Origin of the sequence: Sulfitobacter delicatus, from assembly GCF_900102535.1 — a bacterium.
Taxonomy (GTDB): Bacteria; Pseudomonadota; Alphaproteobacteria; order Rhodobacterales; family Rhodobacteraceae; genus Sulfitobacter; species Sulfitobacter delicatus.
In genome coordinates this window covers 122,618-146,225 of record NZ_FNBP01000009.1, presented here as the reverse complement: position 1 = coordinate 146,225, position 23,608 = coordinate 122,618, and the positions used below count along the sequence as shown (strand labels likewise).

General features: G+C 61.4%; 22 protein-coding genes. 8 read left to right on the top strand and 14 right to left on the bottom strand.

Translation table 11 applies throughout. The features are described 5' to 3' along the window. Positions 1-75: 75 nt before the first annotated feature. The 6 genes from BLS57_RS15070 to BLS57_RS15045 form a co-directional block, all read right to left on the bottom strand. Complete coding sequence (locus tag BLS57_RS15070; RefSeq protein ID WP_093743535.1) at positions 76-519, bottom strand: F0F1 ATP synthase subunit epsilon; 444 nt, start codon at positions 517-519, stop codon at positions 76-78. Positions 520-531: 12 nt separating this feature from the next. Continuing rightward, positions 532-1,956, bottom strand: a complete 1,425-nt coding sequence (gene atpD / locus BLS57_RS15065; RefSeq protein WP_067629563.1) for a F0F1 ATP synthase subunit beta — start codon at positions 1,954-1,956, stop codon at positions 532-534. Between the two features lie 18 nt (positions 1,957-1,974). Next, positions 1,975-2,856, bottom strand: coding sequence for a F0F1 ATP synthase subunit gamma (locus tag BLS57_RS15060; protein WP_093743534.1), 882 nt, complete (start codon positions 2,854-2,856; stop codon positions 1,975-1,977). A gap of 15 nt (positions 2,857-2,871) precedes the next feature. Continuing rightward, positions 2,872-4,410, bottom strand: a complete 1,539-nt coding sequence (gene atpA / locus BLS57_RS15055) for a F0F1 ATP synthase subunit alpha (RefSeq protein ID WP_093743533.1) — start codon at positions 4,408-4,410, stop codon at positions 2,872-2,874. Then, positions 4,411-4,971 (bottom strand): F0F1 ATP synthase subunit delta, encoded by a 561-nt coding sequence (locus BLS57_RS15050; RefSeq protein WP_208597581.1) that lies wholly within the window; start codon positions 4,969-4,971, stop codon positions 4,411-4,413. It abuts the gene before it with no gap. 291 nt (positions 4,972-5,262) lie between these two features. Continuing rightward, positions 5,263-6,009: a methyltransferase domain-containing protein gene (locus tag BLS57_RS15045; RefSeq protein WP_093743531.1), complete on the bottom strand. Its 747-nt coding sequence runs from the start codon at positions 6,007-6,009 to the stop codon at positions 5,263-5,265. A 63-nt stretch (positions 6,010-6,072) separates the two neighbouring features. On the opposite strand from BLS57_RS15045, the gene gloB reads away from it, so the two are divergent. The 3 genes from gloB (at position 6,073) to BLS57_RS15030 (ending at position 10,290) form a co-directional block, all read left to right on the top strand. Next, on the top strand, positions 6,073-6,840 hold the full coding sequence (gloB, locus tag BLS57_RS15040; RefSeq protein WP_093743530.1) for a hydroxyacylglutathione hydrolase: 768 nt from the start codon (positions 6,073-6,075) through the stop codon (positions 6,838-6,840). Between the two features lie 175 nt (positions 6,841-7,015). Further along, the gene (gene clpA, locus BLS57_RS15035; protein ID WP_093743529.1) at positions 7,016-9,337 is read left to right on the top strand and encodes an ATP-dependent Clp protease ATP-binding subunit ClpA; all 2,322 of its coding nucleotides are present in this window, start codon (positions 7,016-7,018) and stop codon (positions 9,335-9,337) included. Next, a complete protein-coding gene (locus tag BLS57_RS15030) occupies positions 9,334-10,290 on the top strand; it encodes a M23 family metallopeptidase (protein WP_093743528.1) in 957 nt (318 codons plus the stop codon). The genes clpA and BLS57_RS15030 overlap by 4 nt, the downstream gene beginning before the upstream one ends. Positions 10,291-10,298: 8 nt before the next feature. Here the strand turns inward: BLS57_RS15030 and BLS57_RS15025 are convergent, their stop codons facing one another. The 3 genes from BLS57_RS15025 to BLS57_RS15015 all read right to left on the bottom strand — a co-directional run bounded on the left by BLS57_RS15025 (position 10,299) and on the right by BLS57_RS15015 (position 14,059). Continuing rightward, the gene (locus BLS57_RS15025) at positions 10,299-12,257 is read right to left on the bottom strand and encodes a peptidoglycan -binding protein (protein WP_093743527.1); all 1,959 of its coding nucleotides are present in this window, start codon (positions 12,255-12,257) and stop codon (positions 10,299-10,301) included. Continuing rightward, complete coding sequence (locus BLS57_RS15020; protein ID WP_093743526.1) at positions 12,258-13,457, bottom strand: biopolymer transporter ExbB; 1,200 nt, start codon at positions 13,455-13,457, stop codon at positions 12,258-12,260. A gap of 71 nt (positions 13,458-13,528) precedes the next feature. Further along, complete coding sequence (locus tag BLS57_RS15015; RefSeq protein ID WP_093743525.1) at positions 13,529-14,059, bottom strand: gamma-glutamylcyclotransferase; 531 nt, start codon at positions 14,057-14,059, stop codon at positions 13,529-13,531. A gap of 66 nt (positions 14,060-14,125) precedes the next feature. On the opposite strand from BLS57_RS15015, the gene BLS57_RS15010 reads away from it, so the two are divergent. Beyond that, a complete protein-coding gene (locus BLS57_RS15010) occupies positions 14,126-15,121 on the top strand; it encodes a DUF2125 domain-containing protein (RefSeq protein ID WP_093743524.1) in 996 nt (331 codons plus the stop codon). Positions 15,122-15,128: 7 nt separating this feature from the next. On the opposite strand, the gene BLS57_RS15005 is transcribed toward BLS57_RS15010, so the two are convergent. The 5 genes from BLS57_RS15005 to BLS57_RS14985 all read right to left on the bottom strand — a co-directional run bounded on the left by BLS57_RS15005 (position 15,129) and on the right by BLS57_RS14985 (position 19,450). Beyond that, a complete protein-coding gene (locus BLS57_RS15005; protein ID WP_093743523.1) occupies positions 15,129-15,923 on the bottom strand; it encodes an extensin-like domain-containing protein in 795 nt (264 codons plus the stop codon). Then, on the bottom strand, positions 15,920-16,840 hold the full coding sequence (locus tag BLS57_RS15000) for a prephenate/arogenate dehydrogenase family protein (protein WP_093743522.1): 921 nt from the start codon (positions 16,838-16,840) through the stop codon (positions 15,920-15,922). The genes BLS57_RS15005 and BLS57_RS15000 overlap by 4 nt, the downstream gene beginning before the upstream one ends. Continuing rightward, a complete protein-coding gene (gene hisC, locus BLS57_RS14995) occupies positions 16,840-17,922 on the bottom strand; it encodes a histidinol-phosphate transaminase (RefSeq protein ID WP_093743521.1) in 1,083 nt (360 codons plus the stop codon). Before hisC ends, BLS57_RS15000 begins: the two co-directional genes overlap by 1 nt. A gap of 170 nt (positions 17,923-18,092) precedes the next feature. Further along, positions 18,093-18,713 (bottom strand): 30S ribosomal protein S4, encoded by a 621-nt coding sequence (gene rpsD, locus BLS57_RS14990; RefSeq protein ID WP_093743520.1) that lies wholly within the window; start codon positions 18,711-18,713, stop codon positions 18,093-18,095. A gap of 131 nt (positions 18,714-18,844) precedes the next feature. Continuing rightward, entirely contained in the window at positions 18,845-19,450 is a 606-nt protein-coding gene (locus BLS57_RS14985) for a DNA-3-methyladenine glycosylase I (protein ID WP_093743519.1), read from the bottom strand. Positions 19,451-19,553: 103 nt separating this feature from the next. Between BLS57_RS14985 and BLS57_RS14980 the strand changes: the two genes are divergently transcribed. The 4 genes from BLS57_RS14980 to yddG all read left to right on the top strand — a co-directional run bounded on the left by BLS57_RS14980 (position 19,554) and on the right by yddG (position 23,562). Beyond that, positions 19,554-20,396, top strand: a complete 843-nt coding sequence (locus tag BLS57_RS14980) for an EAL domain-containing protein (protein WP_244153700.1) — start codon at positions 19,554-19,556, stop codon at positions 20,394-20,396. Positions 20,397-20,549: 153 nt separating this feature from the next. Beyond that, complete coding sequence (locus BLS57_RS14975; protein WP_093743518.1) at positions 20,550-21,725, top strand: acetyl-CoA C-acetyltransferase; 1,176 nt, start codon at positions 20,550-20,552, stop codon at positions 21,723-21,725. A gap of 75 nt (positions 21,726-21,800) precedes the next feature. Next, a complete protein-coding gene (phbB, locus tag BLS57_RS14970; protein WP_093743517.1) occupies positions 21,801-22,523 on the top strand; it encodes an acetoacetyl-CoA reductase in 723 nt (240 codons plus the stop codon). Positions 22,524-22,659: 136 nt separating this feature from the next. Beyond that, positions 22,660-23,562 (top strand): aromatic amino acid exporter YddG, encoded by a 903-nt coding sequence (gene yddG / locus BLS57_RS14965; protein WP_093743516.1) that lies wholly within the window; start codon positions 22,660-22,662, stop codon positions 23,560-23,562. The last annotated feature ends 46 nt before the right edge of the window (positions 23,563-23,608 follow it).

Below are 23,608 nucleotides of genomic sequence, written 5' to 3'. Positions count from 1 at the left end.
ATGCCGCAGCGTGGCAGGGCGTAAAAGCACAAAAGCCCCGCCAAGGCGGGGCTTTCATAAAGCGATAGGAACGGATTACAGGTTGGGCTGCTTGCTTGACAGTCCGATATGATCGCCAACGGCAACCATGTCGGCCAAAAGCTTGGCCGCATCATCCACGGGACCGGGCTCGTTTTCCCAGTTGTCCTTGGCGCGGGCATAGACGGCATGCGCCTCTGCCACCATGCTGTCCATCTGCTCTTGGGTCATGTCGGCCCGTGCCACGGCACGTTCCGCCAGCACAGACACGCCACCGCCCTGACCGCCGATTTCGGCAAAGCCGCCGGTCACGACATATTCGGACGTGCCCTCCGGGCTTTCTACGCGCAGAAGGCCCGGACGCAGGGTGGTGATGGTGGGCGCATGATCGGCCATGGCCGTCATGTCGCCCTCAGTGCCCGGAATCTGCACGGCCGTCACCTGCATCGATGCCAGCCGCCGCTCCGGCGAAACGAGGTCGAATTGCATTGTGTCTGCCATTGTCAGCGCTCCTTAAGCGGCGTCTGCCGCCATTTTCTCGGCTTTCGCCTTCACGTCTTCGATGCCACCAACCATGTAGAAGGCACCTTCGGGCAGGTGATCGTATTCACCGGCAACCACGGCCTTGAAGGACGCGATGGTTTCTTCCAGCGGCACCTGAACACCGTCGGAGCCTGTGAAGACTTTCGCCACGTCGAAGGGCTGGCTGAGGAAACGCTCGATCTTACGCGCACGGGCCACGGTCAGTTTGTCTTCTTCGCTCAGCTCGTCCATGCCGAGAATGGCGATGATGTCCTGAAGCGATTTGTAGCGCTGAAGCACCTGCTGCACATCTGTCGCCACCTTGTAGTGCTCGTCGCCGATGATCAGCGGGTCAAGCAGACGCGAGGTGGAGCCAAGCGGGTCAACCGCCGGGTAGATGCCCTTTTCCGAGATCGAACGATCCAGAACCGTTGTCGCGTCGAGGTGGGCAAAGGAGGTCGCAGGCGCCGGATCGGTAAGGTCATCCGCAGGGACGTAAACGGCCTGAACGGAAGTAATCGAACCGGATTTGGTCGAGGCAATACGCTCCTGCATCACGCCCATGTCCGTCGCCAGTGTCGGCTGGTAGCCCACAGCGGAAGGAATACGGCCCAACAGAGCGGACACTTCGGAACCGGCTTGAGTGAAGCGGAAGATGTTGTCGACGAAGAACAGAACGTCGGAACCGGATTCGTCGCGGAACTGCTCGGCCAATGTCAGGCCGGTCAGGGCGATCCGCATCCGCGCACCGGGAGGTTCGTTCATCTGGCCATAGACCAGCGCAATTTTCGAATCGACCAGGTTGTCAGGGACGATAACGCCGGATTCGATCATCTCGTGGTAAAGGTCGTTGCCTTCACGCGTTCGCTCACCCACGCCCGCGAAAACGGACAGACCGGAGTGCACTTTGGCGATGTTGTTGATCAGTTCCATGATGAGAACCGTCTTGCCCACGCCGGCACCGCCGAAGAGACCAATTTTACCACCCTTGGTGTAAGGCGCCAGCAGGTCGATGACCTTGATGCCTGTCACGAGGATCTGGGTCTCGGTCGACTGCTCAGCGAACTCAGGCGCTTCGCCGTGAATGGCGCGTGTCGCGTCAGAGTTTACCGGACCCTGCTCGTCAACCGCGTCGCCGGTGACGTTCATGATGCGGCCCAGTGTGGCGTTGCCCACGGGCACGCGGATCTGGTCGCCTGTGTCTGTCACGGCCTGACCGCGAACGAGACCTTCGGTCGCGTCCATCGCAATGGCACGAACCGTGTTTTCGCCAAGGTGCTGCGCGACTTCGAGAACCAGCGTTTTGCCCTGGTTTTCGGTGTGCAGCGCGTTGAGGATCTCCGGCAGGTCGCCTTCGAATTGAACGTCAACGACAGCGCCGATGACCTGTGTGATTTTACCGACAGCATTTGCCATGTCGTTTCTCCGATTTGCTTACAGCGCTTCCGCGCCGGAAATGATTTCGATCAGCTCGTTGGTGATGACAGCCTGACGCGAGCGGTTGTACTGGATGGTCAGTTTGTCGATCATCTCACCCGCGTTGCGTGTGGCGTTGTCCATCGCCGACATCCGCGCACCCTGCTCGGACGCGCCATTCTCCAGCAGTGCCGAGAAGATCGCCGTGGCGACCCCGCGCGGCAGAAGATCGGCCAAGACCGCTTCTTCGCTGGGTTCATAGTCGAACAATGTGGACGCACTGCTGTCTTCGCCGTCTTCGGCGTCGAATTTGGCGGGGATGATCTGCTGCGCCGTGGGCGTCTGCATGACCACGTTAACGAACTTCGCATAGAAGATCGTCGCCACGTCAAATTCACCCGCGTCAAAGCGGTTCAGCACGTCCTGCGCGATCTTCTGCGCATCACCATAGCCGATCTTTTTGACTTCGCTGAGGTCCACGTGACCGACCAGATGGTCGCCCATGTCGCGACGCAGCGCATCACGGCCTTTTTTGCCAACGGTGAGGATTTTCACCTCTTTGCCCTGAGCCAGCAGTTCACGCGCATGGGCTTTCGCCTTCTTCGCGATGTTGCTGTTGAAGCCGCCGCACAGCCCGCGTTCGGCGGTCATGACCACCAGCAGATGCACTTTGTCTTCACCCGTGCCGCTGAGCAGCTTGGGCGCGCTGTCGGAACCGCCGACGCTACCCGCGAGCCCTGCCATCACGGCATTGAACCGCTCCGTATAGGGACGCGAAGCCTCGGCAGCCTCCTGCGCGCGGCGAAGTTTCGCCGCGGCAACCATTTGCATGGCCTTGGTGATCTTGCGGGTCGATTTGACCGACGCGATCCTGTTCTTCAGGTCCTTGAGATTTGGCATTGCCTTATCTCCCGTTTAAGCGAAGTCGGCGGCGAAACCGTCAATGGCGGCTTTGATCTTCTCTTCCAACTCGCCTTTGACCTTGCGGTCATTGTTGGTGATGTCCTTGAGAAGGTCGTCGTGCTTGCTGCGCAGATGCGCCAGCAGGCCTGCCTCGAAACGGCCAACCTCCGACACGTCCACCTTGTCGAGATAGCCGTGGGTACCGGCATAGATCACGCAGACGATTTCCGAGTTGGTAAGCGGTGCATACTGCGGCTGCTTCATCAGTTCGGTCAGACGCGCACCACGGTTCAGCAGCTGCTGGGTCGCGGCGTCCAGATCGGAGCCGAACTGAGCAAAGGCCGCCATTTCGCGGTACTGAGCCAGCGAGAGCTTCACCGGACCAGCGACCGAGGACATCGCCTTGGTTTGGGCCGAGGAGCCCACACGCGACACCGACAGACCGGTGTTCACAGCAGGACGGATGCCCTGATAGAACAATTCGGTCTCAAGGAAGATCTGACCGTCGGTGATCGAGATCACGTTGGTCGGAATAAACGCGGATACGTCGCCACCTTGGGTCTCAATGATCGGCAGAGCCGTCAGCGAGCCGTTGCCAGCCTCGTCACCCAGCTTCGCGGAACGCTCAAGCAGGCGGGAGTGGAGGTAGAAAACGTCGCCCGGATAAGCTTCACGGCCCGGTGGGCGGCGCAGCAGCAGGGACATCTGACGGTAGGACACGGCCTGTTTGGACAGGTCATCATAGATGATCAGCGCGTGGCGGCCATTGTCGCGGAAATGCTCGGCCATGGCGGTGGCGGCATAGGGCGCGAGGAACTGCATCGGTGCAGGCTCGGACGCGGTTGCGGCCACAACGATGGAATAGTCAATCGCGCCGGTCTCTTCGAGCTTTTTCACAAGCTGAGCAACGGTCGAACGCTTCTGGCCGATGGCGACATAGACGCAGTACATCTTCTTGCCTTCGTCGTCGCCAGCAGCGGCGTTAACCTGCGCTTGGTTCAGCATCGCGTCGAGGGCGACGGCGGTTTTACCGGTCTGACGGTCACCAATGATCAGCTCACGCTGGCCACGGCCGATTGGGATCATCGCGTCAACGGACTTGAGGCCAGTTGCCATCGGCTCATGCACCGATTTACGCGGGATGATGCCGGGCGCTTTGACGTCGGCGATGCCGCGCTTGGTGGCGCCGATCGGGCCTTTGCCGTCAATGGGGTTGCCCAGACCGTCAACAACGCGGCCCAGCAGTTCGTCACCGATTGGCACGTCCACGATGGAGTTGGTGCGCTTGACGGTGTCGCCTTCTTTGATGTCACGGTCGGAACCGAAAATAACAACACCCACGTTGTCGGCTTCGAGGTTCAGGGCCATGCCCTGAATGCCGCCGGGGAATTCGACCATCTCGCCGGCCTGAACATTGTCCAGACCGTAAACGCGGGCGATACCGTCACCGACGGAGAGAACGCGGCCCACTTCGGCGACTTCGGTTTCCTGACCGAAATCCTCGATCTGGTCCTTCAGGATCGCAGAAATCTCTGCTGCTTGGATACCCATTTATCCGACCTCTTTCATTACATTCTGGAGGGAATTGAGCTTGGAACGGATCGACGTATCGATCATTTTCGAGCCCACTTTGACAACAAGACCGCCGATGAGGCTTTCATCAACGGTCGCATGAAGTGATACTTTTTTGCCGGTGGAGGCATTGAGCGACTTGGTCAGCTTGTCCGACTGCGTCTTGGTCAGCGCCTTGGCCGAGGTGACGTCTGCGGTGATCTCACCCTTGGCGTCGGCAATCGTCTCGCGCAGCGCCTTGACCAGCGCGGGCAGCACAAACAGGCGACGCTTTTGCGCCATCAGCGCCAGCGTATTCGCCATGGTCTTGGTCAGGCCCATCTTGTCGGCCAGCACCTTGATCGCTTCGGCCTGCTGTTCGCGCGTATAGAGGGGCGAAGAGATCAGGCGTTGAAAGTCATCGCTGTCGGTCAAAGCCGCGTCAAGCGCGTCAAGATCGCCCTCGATGGCATCGACCTGATTGGCCTCGCGGGCCAGATCATACACGGCTGTCGCGTAGCGTTCCGCGATGCCGGTGGAAATGGAAGCAGGTTCGGACACGTCCATCCTCTCGTTCAATAAGCGCCGGATATGCGAAAATCTCGCGTCACCAGCAGTTGGCGCGGCTTGAAGTTACCCAAGACGTCTAAATCAGGGGCGATGTAGCAGACAGGTTCGCGCCCGGCAACACAGTATAGGCAGCTAATGTTCCCGCCCGCGGCAATATTGCAAGGCCTACACCAAAGAGCGACCCATTGCCGCATGAAAAATCGGCGGGCTGGGTCGGCTAGAATGCAGCACTTCTGGCGAATCCCGCTGCCGGCAATGCCGCTCGGCCCTTGTGTACTGGGCTCAGACGGGCTTGGCCTGCGGCTCCGCCATGCCCTCAAGCACCCCAATCGCCCGCCGTGCACGGGTGCGCTCAGGCCGCCCCCTCGGCGGATAGACCAGCTTGGTCGCCTCCACCATGATCGCCCCGCCGCCCATCATCGTAGGCATCTGGCGGCCAATTTTTTCGAACAGCGGCGCTGACTTCATCCAGATTCGCTGTTGCGAGGGGAATTGGTACAGTGCCCCAATATGCCGCTCCGGCAAGAACTGATGTTTGCGCAATTGCGTTTCCAGCTGCCCCGGCGTGTAGGGACGCCCATAGCCAAAGGGCGTACGATCCCGCCGCGCCCACATGCCCGCCCGGCTCGGCACGATAAACAGCGCCTTGCCCCCCGGCCCCAGCACACGCCAGCATTCATCGAGCAGATCACTGGGCCGTTCCGAAGTCTCCAGCCCATGCATCAGCACCAGCTTATCGACCGCACCCGTCTCGACCGGCCAAAGCGTTTCTTCGGTCAGCACCGAGGTGTTCGGCATCCCCGCAGGCCAAGGCATCACCCCCTGCGGGCCGGGCATTAGCACCATCACCCGCCGCGCGTCCGCCAGATAGGGCCGCAGCAGGGGTGCGGCAAAGCCAAAGCCGACGACGGTCTGCCCCTTCGCTTCAGGCCAAAGTTCCAGCAACCGCCCGCGCAGGGATTTCTGCGCCGCGCGGCCCAATGCGCTGCGATAATAGAAATTGCGCAGATCCTGTACATCAAGATGCATTGCAGCCCGCCTTGGTGAATGTCACTCTGATCTCAGCATAACAACACAGCGAGGTAAGACGCCATGGCCTTTGATCTGGTCACGATTCCCTGTCTGTCGGACAATTACGCCTTCCTGCTGCGCGACCATGACAGCGGCAAGGTGGCGCTGATCGACGTGCCCGAAGCGGCACCAATCATCGCAGAGCTGACAACGCGGGGGTGGGAGCTGAGCCAGATCTGGCTGACGCATCACCATCCGGACCACGTGCAAGGCCTCGCTGATGTGCTTGAGCGTTTCCCGGCCCGCGTGATCGGGGCTAAGGCCGACGTCCACCGCCTGCCTCCGCTCGACCGCAAGATCGACGAAGGCGACAGCATCGATCTTGGGGCGCTGGAGGCCGAGGTGCTCGACGTCTCGGGCCACACCGTCGGCCATATCGCTTTCTACGTGCCAAAGGCCAAAACCGCCTTCACCGCCGACAGCCTGATGGCCCTAGGCTGCGGCCGCCTGTTCGAAGGCACGCCCGCGCAGATGTGGGAGAGCCTGCAAAAGCTCGCTGCCCTGCCCTCAGACACTACGATCTGTTCAGGCCACGAATATACCGCCGCCAACGCAAAATTCGCCCTGACCGTTGATCCGGAAAATCCCGCGCTTATATCAAGGTCCAAGGACATCGAGACCGCCCGCGAAGCAGGCCGCCCCACCGTCCCCTCGCCGCTTTCACTGGAACTAGAAACCAATCCCTTCCTGCGCCCCGCCGACCCGGCCATTCGCGCGACCCTGAGGATGCCAGACGCCACCGACACGGAAGTGTTTACCGAAATTCGCAAGCGCAAAGACCAATTCTGAGTGCCTGCAATCATGGCCCAAAGTCCTCGCTCACGGCAAATGTGACCGATTCGGACCAGAATCTTCTTGAAGATGGGCCATGATCAACCAAACTCTAATACTATGAGGCCATGGTCGGACCGGGGCCTGAGACATCTCAGAACCTCACCGACCCCGATCGAAAAGGAGCACGCCCGTGCCTTCATTCTCGACTACACTTGAGCAGGCAATCCACGCAGCCCTCGCGTTGGCCAATGCCCGCCGCCATGAATTCGCTACGCTGGAACACCTGCTGTTGGCGCTGCTTGATGAGCCTGACGCGGTTCAGGTGATGAAAGCCTGTTCGGTCGACGTCTCTGATCTGCGCGACACGCTGGTCGAATTTGTCGACGATGACCTGAGCAATCTGGTCACCGATATCGACGGGTCCGAAGCCGTGCCGACCGCCGCCTTCCAGCGCGTCATCCAGCGCGCCGCGATCCACGTGCAATCCTCGGGCCGGACCGAAGTGACCGGGGCCAATGTGCTGGTCGCGATCTTTGCCGAGCGTGAAAGCAACGCCGCCTATTTCCTGCAAGAGCAGGACATGACGCGCTATGACGCGGTGAACTTCATCGCCCATGGCGTCGCCAAAGACCCCGCCTACGGCGAATCCCGCCCCGTGGCCGGTGCGCCGGAGCATGAAGAAGAAGCCCCCGGTGTCACCGAAGGCGAAAAGAAAGAATCCGCGCTGGCGAAATACTGCGTGGACCTCAATGCCAAGTCCCGCGAAGGCGATATTGACCCGCTGATCGGCCGCGAGAGTGAAGTCGAGCGCTGCATCCAGGTGCTCTGCCGCCGCCGCAAGAACAATCCGCTGTTGGTGGGTGATCCGGGCGTGGGCAAAACCGCCATCGCCGAAGGTCTGGCGCGCAAGATTGTTGCAGGTGAAACGCCCGAGGTTCTGGCCAATACCACGATCTACTCGCTCGACATGGGCGCGCTGCTTGCTGGCACCCGCTACCGTGGTGACTTCGAAGAGCGTCTGAAAGCCGTCGTGACCGAGCTTGAAGAGCACAAGGACGCCGTGCTGTTCATCGACGAAATCCACACCGTGATCGGTGCCGGTGCCACCTCGGGCGGCGCAATGGATGCCTCCAACCTGCTGAAGCCCGCGCTACAGGGCGGCAAACTGCGCACCATGGGCTCCACCACCTACAAGGAGTTCCGGCAGCACTTTGAGAAGGACCGCGCGCTGAGCCGCCGGTTCCAGAAGATCGACGTGAGCGAGCCTTCGGTCGAAGACGCCACCAAGATCCTCAAAGGTCTGAAGCCCTATTTCGAAGAGCACCACAGCGTTAAATACACCTCGGATGCGATCAAGACCTCCGTTGAGCTGGCACATCGCTATATCAACGACCGCAAGCTGCCGGACTCCGCCATCGACGTGATCGACGAAGCGGGTGCCGCCCAGCATCTCGTGGCCGCCTCCAAGCGCCGCAAGACCATCGGCACCAAGGAAGTTGAAGCCGTTGTGGCCAAGATCGCCCGCATCCCGCCGAAGAATGTCAGCAAAGATGACGTCATCGTGCTGAAAGACCTCGAAAGTTCTCTCAAGCGTGTGGTCTTTGGCCAAGACGATGCCATCGTGGCGCTGTCCTCGGCGATCAAACTGTCCCGCGCTGGCCTGCGCGAGCCGGACAAACCCATCGGCAACTACCTCTTTGCCGGGCCAACCGGTGTGGGTAAAACCGAGGTCGCCAAGCAACTCGCCGATACGCTGGGCGTGGAACTGCTGCGCTTCGACATGTCGGAATATATGGAGAAACACGCCGTCTCCCGCCTGATCGGCGCGCCTCCGGGCTATGTCGGTTTTGACCAGGGTGGCATGCTGACCGATGGCGTAGACCAGCATCCGCACTGCGTGCTGCTGCTCGACGAGATGGAGAAGGCGCATCCGGATGTCTACAACATCCTGTTGCAGGTGATGGACCACGGCAAGCTGACCGATCACAACGGCCGCACGGTGGATTTCCGCAATGTGGTGCTGATCATGACCTCCAACGCCGGGGCTTCCGAGCAGGCGAAAGAGGCCGTGGGCTTTGGCCGCGAGCGTCGTACCGGTGAAGACACCGCCGCGATCGAGCGGACCTTCACGCCGGAATTCCGCAACCGTCTCGACGCTGTCATTAGCTTCGCGCCGCTGCCGAAATCGGTGATCCTGCGGGTGGTCGAAAAGTTCGTGCTGCAACTCGAAGCACAACTGATGGACCGCAACGTGACCATTGAGCTTAGCAAGAAAGCCGCCGAATGGCTGGCCGACAAAGGCTATGACGACAAGATGGGGGCACGTCCCTTGGGCCGCGTGATCCAAGAGCACATCAAAAAGCCGCTGGCCGAGGAATTGCTGTTTGGCAAACTTGCCAAGGGCGGTGTGGTCAAGGTTGGCGTCAAGGACGATGCGCTGACGCTCAAGGTCTTGGGTGTCGAGAGCAAGCGTCTGTCTGGCGACCGTCCACCGCTGCTCACCGCAGAATGATCCGCAGGGCCCTGCTGGCCCTGCTCCTGTCCTCCGCCGGCCCTGCGCTGGCGGAGGATTTTCAATTGGGCTTCCCGCTTGATTGCACCCTTGGGCAAGACTGCTACATCCAACAATATATGGATCGAGATCCCGGCCCCGAGGCCAGCGATTACCGCTGTTTCGGGCTGACCTATGACAGCCATAAGGGTACCGATTTTGCCTTACCGAGCACAGCCGCGATGCGGGCTGGCGTCACAGTGCGGGCGGCGGCGGATGGGGTGGTTAAGGGCACGCGAGACGGCATGACCGATGGCGCGCCCTTGGCCGAGGTTAGCGGACGCGAATGCGGTAACGGTTTGGTACTGGATCACGGCGGGGGCTGGGAGAGCCAATACTGCCACATGAAGCTTGGCTCGGTTCAAGTCATCCAAGGGCAGCGCGTGGCCACGGGCGACGCTCTGGGGCAGGTCGGGCAATCCGGCCAGGCCGAATTTCCGCATCTCCATCTGTCTCTGCGGCACAACGGTGAGCCGATCGATCCTTTTGATCCTGCGGATACGGCCACCTGCGATGCAGCTCCTAAAACTTCGCTCTGGCAGGACACGCCGCCCTACCGCCCCGGTGGGTTGATCTCGGTTGGGTTCTCCGAGGGCATCCCGGCTTATTCTGACATCAAAGGGGGGACGGCCAATCGTCAGACCCTGCCTGCGACCGCCCCTGCCTTGGTGGTCTACGGCTACAGCTATGGCACCCGCAAAGGAGACATCCTCCGCCTGAGCCTGCAGGGGCCGCGCGGCGAAGTGATTGCGCAGGACGTGGTCATGGACAGGCCGCAGGCGCAGGCCTTTCGTGCGGTTGGTAAGAAACGCCGCGCTAGGCTTTGGCGGACGGGAGAGTACGAAGGCACGGTCACGCTGCTCCGAGACGGCGCCGTTATCGACACCCGCCGTGGCAGTCTCACGGTTCGCTAAGCCGCAGACTATTTTTCGGTAAACTTCAACTCGATCCGCCGGTTCTGTGCCCGCGCTTCTTCGCTGCTGCCGGTGGCGACGGGCTGGTACTGGCCAAAACCATTCGCGGCCAAACGGTCCGGCGCGATGCCGAGGAAGTTGATCATGTATTTGACCACCGACAGAGCTCGCGCTTGGCTTAATTCCCAGTTGTCGGCAAACTCGCCCCGGCCCGACAAGGGCACATTATCCGTGTGGCCGTCTACCCGGATCACCCAATCAATCTCTGCCGGGATGTCATCCACCACGCTGCGCAGTATGCCCGCGACCTTGGCAATTTCGCCTTTGCCGTCTTGGCTCAGCACCGCACTACCCGGCGCAAAAAGCACTTCGGAGGAGAAGACAAAGCGGTCACCTTCGATCCGTACCCCTTCCTGCGTGCCCAGCAAATCGCGCAGGCGGCCAAAGAACTCCGAGCGATATTGCGCGAGGTCTTTGGTCTCTTCTTCCAAGCGCTTGCGCTCTGCGGCCTCCAACTCGGCGCGCCGCCGTTCTTCTGCGGCGACCCGCGCCAGTGCGGTGTTCAATTCAGACCCTAGTGATTGTAATTCGACCGACTTCGCCGCATCCCGCGCCACTGCATCGTCCAGCAACGCCTGCAAATTGCCCAGTTGCGCGCGCAGTTCCGCGACCTGCTGGTTCAACAACTCTGTCTGCCGCTGCGCCTCGGCGCTCACGGCCTTCTCTTCGGCCAAGGTCTGCTCGGCTTGCGCCAGCAATGCAGCGCGGCGTTCGGCGGCTGTGGTCTTATCCTCGGCCAGCGTCTCGGCGGCCAGCTTTGCCGCGAGGGCCTGAGCCAACCTCTCACGCAAATCGGCCTGATCGCCACTGAGCGCCTCGCCCTGTTCCTCCAAAGCCTGAACCCGGCTCAAAGCCTCAGCCAACCGCCTGTTGAGTTCGTTCTTAGTGACCTCAGCTTCGGCCAAACGCGCGCGAAGCTCTCCCTCTGTCCCTTCAGCAGCCTCAAGCTGCGCGTTAAGCGCCTCCTGCTGGGCGCGAAGGGCCTCGCGCTCCGCATCAAGGCTTTCGCTGGTCTGCTCTAGGTTTTCCATGCGCAGCAGCGCTTCGGCCAGTTGCGTGTCGAGATCGCTCTCCGCCGCCCGCGCCGCGGCCAGGAGTGTCAGCGTATCTTCCGCCCTCTTGCGCTGTTCTTCGAGGGCGAGGGTCATGGCAGTGAGTTCCGCGTCGGCGTTTTCCAGCTTTTCGCGGAGAGCTTGAGCCGCAGCTGCCTCGGCCAAACGGGCGGCCTCCTCTTCGCTGAGAGCTTCTTGGGTCTCTGCCACTTCAGCGTTCAGCGCGGCCACCTCAGCCTCAGCATCGGCGTTCTGTGCTCGCAGATCAGCGACAAGGGCGTCGAGCGCCTCACGTTTTGCAGCGGCCAGACGGGCGGCCTCAGTCTGAGCGTCGATTTCGTCGCGGGCGGTGCTGAGGGCGACATTCAGGGCTTCCTGTTCGTCGAGCAATTCGGCTTCGCGGTCTTCCAAAGCGCCGATGCGGGTCCGGTCTTCAGCCTGCGAAGCCAAAAGCGCCGCGACCCGCGCTTCAAACCCTGTGATCTTGGCCTCAGCAGCCTGCAACGCGGCATCCTGTTCGTCCCGTTCTGCGGTCAGACCAGCGATCACCGCTTCCTGTCGCGATACCTCCTCGCGCGCGTCGTTCAGCGATGCATTGAGCGCACCGAGCCGGGCTTCCAGCCGCGCTGTGGTGCGTTCTTCAACCCCAAGCGCTTGGGCCAAGGCAGCGACCTCTCCGGCCAGCGCGTTCAGCTCACTTTCCTGCCCACTGATCCGTTCGGTAAGCACGAATTGCACCACCATAAAGATGGTCAGAACAAACATAAGCACGAGCAAAAGCCCGGTCATCGCATCCACGAAACCCGGCCAGATCGAGGCCTGAAACCTTGCGCCTGTCCGCCGGGAAAGCGCCATCTAGCGGTCCTCGCCACCTTGGGGGTCGCCCGCCCGGGGGCGGCGGGTTTCAGCTGCGCGCTGCCCTGATAGGGCTTTCGCAAGCAGCGAAATATCCTTGCGGAACTCGGCCATCGTCTCCTGACGGCCCGCAGAGATTTCTTCAAGAATGCGCAGCATCTGTACGTCGATCGACCGCAAGCGCATCCGGCTTTCAGCGTCGATCCCTTCTGAAGCGGTCTGACCTTCAAGCACAGAAATTAGGCGTTCTTGCCCATCGGCTACCCGATCCAACGCGCCGGCTGTCGGGTCATCCCGCTCCATCCGCGTGGTCATCCGATCCACGGCATCCGCAAGCTTGCCCAGCTTGTCGTCGACCGACGAGCGGCTGACGTCGGACTGGGTGAACATTTGCTGCAATTCGCCCATCTGCTCGACCATTTGGTCCATGACGCTGGCCATGACGTTTTGGTCGCTGGCGTCATCGCCTGTGGTCAGGCCCACGCGGGTGATCGAGCTGAGCCAGTCCTCTAGCTCTTGATAGAAACGGTTCTGCCCATGGCCCGCGAAAAGCTCTAACAGACCCACGACCAGCGATCCGGCGAGACCCAGAAGCGAGGACCCAAAGGCCACGCCCATGCCGCCCAGCTGTGCCTCTAGCCCGGTCATCAACCGGCCAAAGACATCCACACCCGCCTCACCCTCCCCCGGTGCGAGCGAACGGATCGTGTCGACCACCGCAGGCACCGTGGTGGCGAGCCCGTAGAAGGTGCCCAGAAGACCAAGGAAAATCAGCATATTGACGATGTAACGGGTGATTTCCCGCACCTCGTCGATGCGCGAGGCGACGGAATCCAAGATCGACCGTGTCGACGTCGGGCTCACTTGCATTTTCGCACCACGTTGCCGCAGCAGCGATGCCAGGGGCGCGAGCAGTTGCGGGGCAACCGTATCGGGCACCGGGTTGTCGGCAGCGAAGTTCTCGATCCAGCGCACCGAGCCAATCAGCTGCGTAACCTGATAGAAACAGGCCAGCACGCCGACGAAGAAGACAAAAATGATAACCCCGTTCAGCCAGGGGTTCGCGGCAAAGATCGGCAGCACTGAAGGCAGCGCGAGGAACGCCCCGACGCCGGTCAATGCCAGTACGATCAACATCAGAGAAATCTGACGCACCGGTTGTGAAAAATGCGGTTTTGCCTTGCGGTCTGGCTGCGCCATACGGCCTTTCCTGACCCTTTGTTCTGCTCTTACCGCAGCTTACACCGAAACCGCAGCGAGTTGCCAAGTTTTTATGAGGCTAACGCCTTCACGCGATCATGCAGCCATTCGAGCGCCGGATCATGTAGACCGACTTCGGAGAGGTGCACAGCGGTGTTGATGAGATACTCGGTATTCGGTCCCCGCCCGCCCACTGCGCGCGCGATGATCTGGGCCTGTTCTTCGAGGGGCAATCCACCGCAATACTGATCATGCTCGGCGTCGATCACATAGGTCACTGCCTCTACATCGCGCCCATCGGTCAGATGCACGGTCAGGTTCTTCTCGACATAGGCCGAAGAGATCAACTCGCGCTCCCGCAGGTAGTCCAGCGTCTGCGCCTCCTGCCCTTCGGCCACCCGCATTGCCATGCCCTCGCACGCCGAGCGCACGGAGGCGTCGAGCGCGAGTACCAGCCCCGGCTGCTCTACCGTGCCCCTATGATGGATCGAGCGCATGCAAAAGGACCGCGCATAGCCCGGCAGTGTGGCGATCACACTTTCCGCTACCTCGAAACCGGGATTCCACAACAGGCTGCCATAGCCAAATACCCACATTGCCATCTTGCTGGTCCTTTCTGCTGACCTTGGATAAACCGCATCTGGAGCACGATTTGAAGGGCTATCGCGATGCGCAAAATGATTTGGCTGCTGATTATTCTGGCAGCGCTCTGGGGCGCATGGTGGATGCTGGCCACGACGCAGATGCAAAACGTGCTAGCGCGGGCCTTTGATGACCGTCGGGAGGCAGGCTGGGAGGTGACCGTCAAGGACATCAGTAAGGCCGGATTTCCGCTGCTTTTGCAGAACCGGTTGAGCGGCCTGTCGCTGGCCGACCCTAAGCAGGATTTTGCAGTAGAGGCACCGCAACTCGACCTTTCTGCCCCCGTCTGGTGGCCGGGGGATTTGGCTGTTCAGGCACCCGTGGCACGGGTTGAACTGCGCGCGGGCGCCTTGCCGCTTGAGCTTAATCTCCGGGACATGCGCGCCGATCTGTCACTGCATCCAGGGCTGGCGCTGCAGCTGGAGGGGATGCAGATTCGCAGCGCGCAGATGCAGGTTGATGGGCCAGACGGCCTGCTGCTTGAGGCCGAAGAGCCGCGCGCAGTTGTTCAGCAGTCTTCGGATGCCGCGACCGACTACGGCATCGCGCTATTACCCGGGAGCATCACACCCGGACCGCTGTTGCGCAAGGTACTAGGCGACGCGGCTGGCCCGCCCATCCTCTCGGCCCGCATGGCCGTGTCACTTGCCAAGCCGTTGGACCGCCATACTGTGATGCAGAGAACGATCCCAGAGGTACGGGCTCTCTCTATCGAAAACATTGATGCGACATGGGGCGATGTGGCACTGGCCGCTGAAGGCGCGCTGTCTTTTGACGCCGAAGGGCGGCCCGATGGGACGCTTAGCCTAAGGATTACGAATTGGTCCCAACTGCTGGACGCTGTGGAACGCGCCGCGCTGTTGCCTTCGTCTATGCGCGCTCAGGTCGACACCGTTCTGCGTGTATTGGAAAACCGAAGTGGGACGGCAGGTGCACTCGATCTTGATCTGGTCATTACCCAAGGCGAGATGGCTTTGGCCGGCATTCCGCTCGGCCCTGCACCACGGTTGATACAGCCTTAAGTCACCCTTAGCGGCAGTAGCTGCCGCTGCGATAGCGGGCGGTGTCGAAGTGAAAGTGATCGCGGTGATAGCGATCTGCTTCGGGGCCGAGCACCGTGCCGAAGGGGCCGCAGGCCCCCCTGTGCATCCGGCGCATTGCCTTGCTGCTGGAGCGCGCCCCCCAGCCTTTGAGCACGGAGACCGTGCTGCCGTTTGCCAACTGAAACCCCGAAATGTCGATGGCGCGGCCTTTGCCGTGTTCTGAAATCTTCGCGCCCTTGCGGTTGTTTCGGGTTCGGCAGATGTAATGCGCGGCCACACGCAACCCTTTCAGCCCGCCCCCTTGGTTGGCCAAGGCCGGGACCGCCGATTGCCGCACCCATTTGTCGAGCGCCTTGGCTGTGGTGCAGTCCATCACCGCAGGCTGGCTAAGCCGAATGCCCGAGACGGAACGTACTTTGACCGCGTTTTCGATCCCGCAGCCGCTGATCCGCCCCCGCACCCGGCCCACCGCTTCGCCTTGTATTGCCAGATCACCGCAAACCGCACCCTTCGCCAGCAGCGCCCGCCGCGCGCGGGCGGCCTTCTCAACCTTGCGGCTGCGCAGGAAGGGACGGAGGGAGAAGCCCAAACCGCGCCCGCCATCGACGGCTTCGCGTGCTGCGGGGTCGCGGGCAGGTTTGGGCAAAGCTCCCGAGGGCGCAACGATGACGGGCACTGTGCCGGTGCCGCGTCGGAGTTCAGGCCGGATAGAGCTTTCCGGCCCGGCCGCGGCGGCCACCTGTCCGACCAAGATCAAACATGCGGCGGCCCAAGATTTCATGGCTTCGGCCCGCCCCGGCCGAAGTTTGGCGCATCGGTGTCCTGCCCGGCCTCGATAATGCCCCGCCGGATTGCGCGGGTGCGGGTGAAATAGGCATGCAAGTGGTCGCCGTCGCCGGTGCGGATCGCCCTTTGCAAAGCAAAAAGCTCCTCAGTGAAGCGGCCCAGAATCTCCAGCGTCGCGTCCTTGTTGGTGAGGAACACGTCGCGCCACATGGTTGGGTCGCTGGCAGCAATCCGGGTAAAGTCGCGGAAACCGGCGGCGGAATATTTGATCACCTCGCTATCGGTCACCCGCCGCAGATCATCGGCCACACCAACCATCGTGTAGGCGATGAGGTGCGGCGCATGGGAGGTGACAGCAAGGACCAGATCATGATGCTCAGCGTCCATTTCCTCGACATGGGCACCCGCCCCTTCCCAGAGCGCGCGCAGCCGTGCGATGGCCTCCACATCCGTGCCTTCAACCGGCACCAACAGGCACCAGCGGTTGTCGAAAAGCTCAGCGAAGCCACTGCGCGGGCCGGAATGCTCGGTTCCCGCAAGCGGGTGGCCGGGAATGAAATGTACGCCTTTGGGCAGATGCGGGCCGACCTGTGCGATGACATCGGCCTTGACCGAGCCCACATCTGTCACGGTCGCCCCGGGGGCCAAATGCGGCGCAATTTCAGCAGCGACCGCGCCCATGACGCCCACCGGTACGCAGAGCACCACCAGATCGGCGCCCGCTACGGCCTCGGCCGCCGTGTCGCAAACCCGGTCGCAAAGACCAATCTCGCGCGCAGTTGCGCGGGTCTCATCGCTGCGGGCATAGCCGGTCACTTCGCCCGCCAAACCGCCCCGTTTGATCGCCCAGAACAGCGAGGAGGCAATCAACCCCAGCCCGATCAGGGCGACCCTGCCATAGACCTGCGCCATCAACGCACCCCCTTAAACTGCCGCACTGCGTGAACCACGCGGCGGCAGGCGCTTTCATCGCCCACAGTGATACGCAGGCATTGCGGCAGGTTATAGCCAGCAACGCGGCGCACGATCAGCCCTTGAGTCTTCAGGTAGTCATCACAGGCCTCGGCCTCGGCCTGATTGGCGAAACGGGCCAACACGAAGTTGGCGCAGGAGACGTCCGACGGCACGCCGATCTCGGCCAAGGCATCCGCTAGCCAACCGCGCCAGCGGGCGTTCTCGGCCCGGCAATGGTCGGTGTAAACCCGGTCACGGATCGCAGCCTCAGCGGCGTTGAGCGCGGCTTGGGAGATATTGAAAGGCCCACGCACCCGGTTCAGCACATCGATCACATGGGCCGGTCCATAGCCCCAACCGATCCGCAGCCCGCCCAAACCGTAAAGTTTCGAGAAAGTCCGCGTCATCACAACGTTATCCCGGCGATCAACCAGTTCCGCGCCACCATCATAGCCTTCGACATATTCGGCATAGGCACCGTCGAGTACCAGCAGAGCTTGCGGCGGCAGCCCTTCGGCCAGACGTTCCAACTCAGCCAGTCCGATCATCGTGCCGGTGGGGTTGTTGGGGTTGGCGATGAACACCAGCCGCGTGGCATCGGTACAGGCGGCGAGGATCCCGTCGACATCGGTGACCCGCTCACGTTCGGGCACTTCAACAGGTGTCGCACCCGCGGCCAGAGCGGAGATGCGGTACATGGCAAAGCCGTGTTCGGTATGCACAACTTCAGTTCCCGGCCCAGCATAAGCCTGGCAGAGAAAGGCGATGATCTCATCCGACCCGGCACCGCAGATGATCCGCTCGGCGTCGAGCCCGAGCACCTCGGCAATGGCACCGCGCAGCGCACCATGGTCGGACGACGGGTAGCGGTGCAGATCATAGGCGGCGCGGCGATAGGCCTCTACCGCGGCGGGGCTCGGCCCAAGCGGGTTTTCGTTCGAGCTGAGTTTGACCACATTCTCAAGGCCCGCGACATGCGCCGCGCCCCCTTGGTAGAGGTCAATCTCCATAATACCCGGCTGCGGTGCGATCTGTGTCATCTCGCTCTTATCCTCACGCTACTGCTGACCTTCTAGCGGGGGCGCCGCAGTGATGCCACAGCAAGTTTGCGGGTGGCGGTTGTGATCTGGGCAGCACGGCAACCGCACAAAGAAAAGGGCCGCGCGGTGATATACCGCACGGCCCCAAAGCACTTGGATCGAAAGAACCCTTAGTTCTTCGCGTAGAATTCCACGACGAGATTCGGTTCCATGACGACCGGGTACGGCACGTCGGACAGGCCGGGCGTGCGTACGAAAGTTGCGGTCAGTTTGGAATGATCTGTCTCGAGGTAGTCCGGCACGTCACGCTCGGGCAGCTGAACGGCTTCCAGAACGGAGGCCAACTGCTTGGAACGGTCACGCACTTCGATCACGTCACCCTCTTTCACACGGTAGGAGGGGATGTTGACCTTGCGGCCGTTCACTTTGACGTGGCCGTGGTTCACGAACTGGCGTGCAGCGAAAACAGTCGGCACGAACTTGGCGCGGTAAACAACGGCGTCGAGACGACGCTCAAGCAGACCGATCAGGTTTTCACCGGTATCGCCCTTAACACGCTCGGCTTCGCCGTAGATGCGACGGAACTGCTTTTCGGTCAGGTCGCCATAGTAGCCCTTGAGCTTCTGCTTGGCGCGCAGCTGGATACCGAAATCGGAAATCTTGCCCTTACGACGCTGGCCGTGCTGGCCGGGGCCGTATTCGCGGCGGTTCACCGGGGACTTCGGACGGCCCCAGATGTTTTCGCCCATGCGGCGATCGAGTTTGTGCTTGGCAGCTGTGCGTTTGGTCACGGCTGATCTCCTTTATAAGGCCCCGAGGGGCGGTAAAGGGCGTTGTCCTTTGGCCGAAGCCCGACAGGGTTCCCCTTGCGGGGTCCACCAACACCAATGAAGGGGCGCTTATACGGTGCTGCGGCAGGGAGTCAACGGGCGATTTTCGCGCCAAGCGCCGCCCCGCCCTCGCCCGCCATTGCAGCACATGGTCCGTGGCGGTGACAGGTCAGGATATGGTCATTGACCAACCCGCAGGCCTCCATCCACGCATAGGTGATCGTCGGCCCGCAGAACTTGAATCCGGCTTTCTTTAGATCCTTGCTCACCTGTTCCGAAAGCGCTGTTTTGGGCGGCACATCGGCCTGTGTGGCAAAGGCGGGCTGTAACGGCACACCGTCGACATAGCGCCACATAAACTGGTCAAACCCCTCGCGCGTCTCAATCTCTTGCCACGCCCGGGCATTGGTGATGGCGGCTTCGATTTTGCCACGATGGCGGATGATTCCCGGGTCAGACAGCAGCCGCTGAATATCCGCCTCCCCCCATTCGGCGATCTGATGCGGATCGAACCCGGCGAAAGCACTACGGAAATTGTCGCGTTTTTTAAGGATCGTGATCCAACTTAACCCTGCCTGGAACCCGTCCAGAACGAGCTTCTCCCACAGCGCGCGGCTGTCATACTCCGGTACGCCCCATTCCGTGTCGTGGTAGGCCTGATAGATCGGATCATCCCCGGCCCAGTCGCAACGCTGCATCTCGCCCCCTCCCGGCTGGCCGGGCGTGAAATCGCCGCTGATTAAGGCCGTGTTATCATCTTCTCGCCCATACCTTTGGCGAAGTCAGCCAGAAAGTACCCATGTGACCCGTCGATTCCAACGCCGTATTGCCGACATGCCCCCCGGAGCACAAAGCCCGCTCGATCACGCGGTCACACAGCGCGACGGCGCGACGCTCGACATGGTGCGCGAGGCGATTGCACATAAACAAACTCTGTTGGCCTTTCAGCCGGTGATGCGGGCAAGCGATCCTACCCGCGTGGCATTTTACGAAGGGCTGATCCGTGTGCTCGACGCGACAGGTCGCATCATTCCCGCCAAGGATTTCATGTCCTCCATCGAAGACAACGAGACCGGGCGGCAGATCGACGTGCTGGCGCTGCGCATGGGGCTGAGCGCTTTGCACGACAATCCCGGGCTGCGCCTGTCGATCAACATGTCAGCGCGTTCTATCGGCTATCAGGCATGGAATCGCATGCTGCGCCGATGGCTCGACCGTGATGCGACAATTGGCGAGCGACTGATCCTCGAGATTACGGAAAGCTCGGCCATGCTGGTACCCGAACTGGTCGCCGACTTCATGGATCAGTTGCAGCCGCACGGTATCTGCTTTGCCATGGATGACTTTGGCGCGGGCCATACGGCGATCCGCTATTTCAAAGATTTCTACTTCGACATCCTCAAACTCGACGGGCAGTTCATCAAGGGTATCGCTCATGACCCCGACAACCGTGCCCTGACGGCGGCCCTTGTCTCTATTGCCACCCATTTCGACATGCTGACCGTCGCTGAATGTGTGGAGAACGCCGAAGATGCAGCAGTGCTCAGCCAGATGGGCATCGATTGTCTTCAGGGCTATTACTACGCTGCTCCGACAACCCGGCCTGACTGGCTGAAATCCGGCCAAAACCGCGCTGCAGGTTAACGTCATTTTGCGCCTACAGCGGCACGACTTGGCCTGCTCAGTTGCCGCGTTGCAGCACATCCGCTATCACTGACGTATAGGGGAGGAGAGCTTCGGGCTGACAGCAGCCCGTGCGGTGACCTCCTGCCCCAGTCAGATAGAGGAATTCAAACCATGACCAATGTCGTCATCGCATCCGCCGCCCGCACAGCCGTGGGCAGTTTCGGCGGGGCGTTTGCCAATACCCCTGCCCATGATCTGGGCGCGGCCGTGCTCAAAGAACTGGTCGCGCGCGCAGGTGTCGACCCGAGCGAAGTGTCGGAAACCATTCTCGGTCAGGTTCTGACCGCAGCGCAGGGCCAGAACCCGGCGCGGCAGGCGCATATCAACGCGGGCCTGCCGAAAGAAAGCGCTGCTTGGGGCATCAACCAAGTATGTGGCTCTGGCCTGCGTGCCGTTGCCTTGGCTGCCCAGCACATCCAACTGGGTGACGCGAGCATCGTTGCCGCTGGTGGGCAAGAAAACATGAGCATGAGCCCCCATGCGCAGAACCTGCGCTCGGGTCAGAAGATGGGTGATTTGCAGTTCATCGACACGATGATCCGCGACGGTCTCTGGGATGCATTCAACGGCTACCACATGGGTCAGACCGCCGAGAACGTTGCCGAAAAATGGCAGATCAGCCGCGACCAGCAGGACGAATTTGCCGTCGCCTCGCAGAACAAAGCCGAAGCCGCTCAGAAGGCTGGCAAGTTCCAGGATGAGATCGTCGGTTACACAATCAAGTCCCGCAAAGGTGAGACGGTTGTCGATCAGGATGAGTACATCCGCCACGGCGCCACCATCGAAGCAATGCAAAAGCTGCGCCCAGCCTTCACCAAAGAAGGGTCGGTCACAGCGGCCAATGCTTCCGGCCTGAACGATGGCGCCGCTGGTGCTTTGCTGATGAGCGCCGACGAGGCCGAGAAACGCGGCATCACGCCACTGGCACGAATCGCCTCTTATGCGACCGCCGGTCTTGACCCGTCGATCATGGGCGTCGGCCCGGTCTATGCTTCGCGCAAGGCGTTGGAAAAAGCCGGTTGGAAGCCCGAGGATCTTGACCTTGTGGAAGCCAACGAAGCCTTCGCCGCACAGGCCTGTGCAGTGAACAAAGAGATGGGCTGGGACCCCGAGATCGTCAATGTGAACGGCGGCGCTATCGCCATCGGCCACCCCATTGGCGCCTCCGGTGCACGCGTGCTCAACACCCTGCTTTTTGAAATGCAGCGTCGCGGCGCTAAAAAAGGTTTGGCGACCTTGTGCATTGGCGGCGGGATGGGTGTTGCCATGTGCCTTGAGCGCCCCTAAGACTATATTCGGCGCGCAACTTTCTTGCGCGCCGAAACATGCATTTGCAATAACGTTACCTTGAGGGAGGGAATTATGTCACGTATCGCATTGGTCACCGGGGGGAGCCGCGGCATTGGCGCGGCGATCTCGAAAACTCTGCAAGACAAGGGCTATACCGTCGCCGCGACTTACGCTGGCAATGACGACGCCGCGGTAAAGTTCACCGAAGAGACCGGCATCAAGACCTTCAAATGGAACGTGGCAGATTACGAGGCCTCGAAAGCGGGCATCGAGAAAGTCGAAGCCGAGTTGGGCCCGATTGAAGTGGTCGTCGCCAACGCGGGCATCACCCGCGACGCGCCCTTCCATAAGATGACACCGGATCAGTGGAACGAGGTCATCGCGACCAACCTCACCGGTGTTTTCAATACCATCCATCCCGTTTGGCCCGGCATGCGTGAGCGTAAGTTCGGACGGATCGTCGTGATCTCCTCTATCAACGGCCAGAAAGGGCAGTTCGCGCAGGTGAACTATGCAGCGACCAAGGCGGGCGATTTGGGCATTGTGAAGTCGCTGGCCCAAGAAGGCGCGCGCGCAGGCATCACTGCAAACGCGGTCTGCCCCGGCTATATCGCGACCGATATGGTCATGGCCGTGCCGGAAAAGGTCCGCGAGAGCATCATCGCGCAGATCCCCGCTGGCCGTCTGGGTGAGCCGGAGGAAATCGCCCGCGCGGTGGCCTTCCTCGTCTCCGACGACGCAGGCTTCATCAATGGCTCGACAATCTCGGCCAACGGCGCACAATTCGTCGTCTGAGATCTCCCGACAGGTAGCGTTCAAACTAGCGCCCTCGCGTACTTCCGCGGGGGCGTTTTCATTTTGCTAGCTTTCTATGGCTTGCCCCAACAGACCTCAGCGCGCATACCCGCGGGACGGAATGAAGGAGCAGACCATGAGCCGCCAAAAGGCCACCGCAATCGGGTTCATCGCCGTCCTGCTCTGGGCGCTTCTCGCGCTGTTCACAGTCGGCTCGGCCCCGACCCCGCCCCTGCTGCTCAATACGCTGTGTTTCGCCATCGGGGGCACGTTGGGGCTTATCTGGACCCTTGCCAGCGGCACCGCCGGGGAACTGCGAAAAGTACCGCTTAAGGTCTATGCCTTCGGCACGCTCGGCCTGTTTGGCTACCACGCGCTTTATTTCTCGGCGCTGCGGCTGGCCCCGGCGGCGGAGGCGGGGCTGATTGCCTATCTCTGGCCGCTGCTCATTGTGGTTTTTTCTGGCCTCCTGCCCGGCGAACAGCTTCGACGCGGCCATGTGATCGGGGCCGTCCTAGGCTTTGCCGGGGCGGCGTTGATTATTGCGGGCGGGGGCAAAGGATTCTCGGCCGCGCATCTTCCCGGATACGGTTTGGCATTGCTCTGCGCGCTGACGTGGTCAGGCTATTCTGTCCTGTCTCGCCGCGTTGGATCGGCCCCCACTGCCAGTGTAGCCGTCTTTTGCCTCGCAACCGCCGCCCTATCATTCCCGCTGCATTTGCTGTTCGAAGAGACCATCTTGCCCGATCATGCGCTCGGCTGGGCCGCCATCGCGGGACTGGGCCTTGGGCCGGTAGGACTGGCCTTTTACGTTTGGGATATCGGCGTAAAGCGGGGCGACATTCAACTTCTCGGCACAAGCTCCTATGCCGCGCCATTGTTGTCGACGATTGTTTTGGTGGTTGCTGGCGCCGCTGCGGCCAGTGCAACCCTTTTCTGGGCAGCGTTGCTCATCACGGGAGGCGCATTGATCGCCGCGCGCGCGAGCCTATCCAAACCCGCCTCACCTGCGCTCGCAGATGACCAGACGCCTCGCTAATCGCAGGGCAGTAGGCGATACTCAACACCAAGGTTGCCGGACCGCT

Excerpts from the sequence above, each read along its gene's own strand:
- BLS57_RS15070 (WP_093743535.1), bottom strand. The coding sequence starts at position 519 with ATGGCAGACACAATGCAATTCGACCTCGTTTCGCCGGAGCGGCGGCTG.
- atpD (WP_067629563.1), bottom strand. The coding sequence starts at position 1,956 with ATGGCAAATGCTGTCGGTAAAATCACACAGGTCATCGGCGCTGTCGTT.
- BLS57_RS15060 (WP_093743534.1), bottom strand. The coding sequence starts at position 2,856 with ATGCCAAATCTCAAGGACCTGAAGAACAGGATCGCGTCGGTCAAATCG.
- atpA (WP_093743533.1), bottom strand. The coding sequence starts at position 4,410 with ATGGGTATCCAAGCAGCAGAGATTTCTGCGATCCTGAAGGACCAGATC.
- BLS57_RS15045 (WP_093743531.1), bottom strand. The coding sequence starts at position 6,009 with ATGCATCTTGATGTACAGGATCTGCGCAATTTCTATTATCGCAGCGCA.
- gloB (WP_093743530.1), top strand. The coding sequence starts at position 6,073 with ATGGCCTTTGATCTGGTCACGATTCCCTGTCTGTCGGACAATTACGCC.
- BLS57_RS15030 (WP_093743528.1), top strand. The coding sequence starts at position 9,334 with ATGATCCGCAGGGCCCTGCTGGCCCTGCTCCTGTCCTCCGCCGGCCCT.
- BLS57_RS15025 (WP_093743527.1), bottom strand. The coding sequence starts at position 12,257 with ATGGCGCTTTCCCGGCGGACAGGCGCAAGGTTTCAGGCCTCGATCTGG.
- BLS57_RS15020 (WP_093743526.1), bottom strand. The coding sequence starts at position 13,457 with ATGGCGCAGCCAGACCGCAAGGCAAAACCGCATTTTTCACAACCGGTG.
- BLS57_RS15015 (WP_093743525.1), bottom strand. The coding sequence starts at position 14,059 with ATGGCAATGTGGGTATTTGGCTATGGCAGCCTGTTGTGGAATCCCGGT.
- BLS57_RS15010 (WP_093743524.1), top strand. The coding sequence starts at position 14,126 with ATGCGCAAAATGATTTGGCTGCTGATTATTCTGGCAGCGCTCTGGGGC.
- BLS57_RS15005 (WP_093743523.1), bottom strand. The coding sequence starts at position 15,923 with ATGAAATCTTGGGCCGCCGCATGTTTGATCTTGGTCGGACAGGTGGCC.
- BLS57_RS15000 (WP_093743522.1), bottom strand. The coding sequence starts at position 16,840 with ATGGCGCAGGTCTATGGCAGGGTCGCCCTGATCGGGCTGGGGTTGATT.
- hisC (WP_093743521.1), bottom strand. The coding sequence starts at position 17,922 with ATGACACAGATCGCACCGCAGCCGGGTATTATGGAGATTGACCTCTAC.
- BLS57_RS14985 (WP_093743519.1), bottom strand. The coding sequence starts at position 19,450 with ATGCAGCGTTGCGACTGGGCCGGGGATGATCCGATCTATCAGGCCTAC.
- BLS57_RS14975 (WP_093743518.1), top strand. The coding sequence starts at position 20,550 with ATGACCAATGTCGTCATCGCATCCGCCGCCCGCACAGCCGTGGGCAGT.
- phbB (WP_093743517.1), top strand. The coding sequence starts at position 21,801 with ATGTCACGTATCGCATTGGTCACCGGGGGGAGCCGCGGCATTGGCGCG.
- yddG (WP_093743516.1), top strand. The coding sequence starts at position 22,660 with ATGAGCCGCCAAAAGGCCACCGCAATCGGGTTCATCGCCGTCCTGCTC.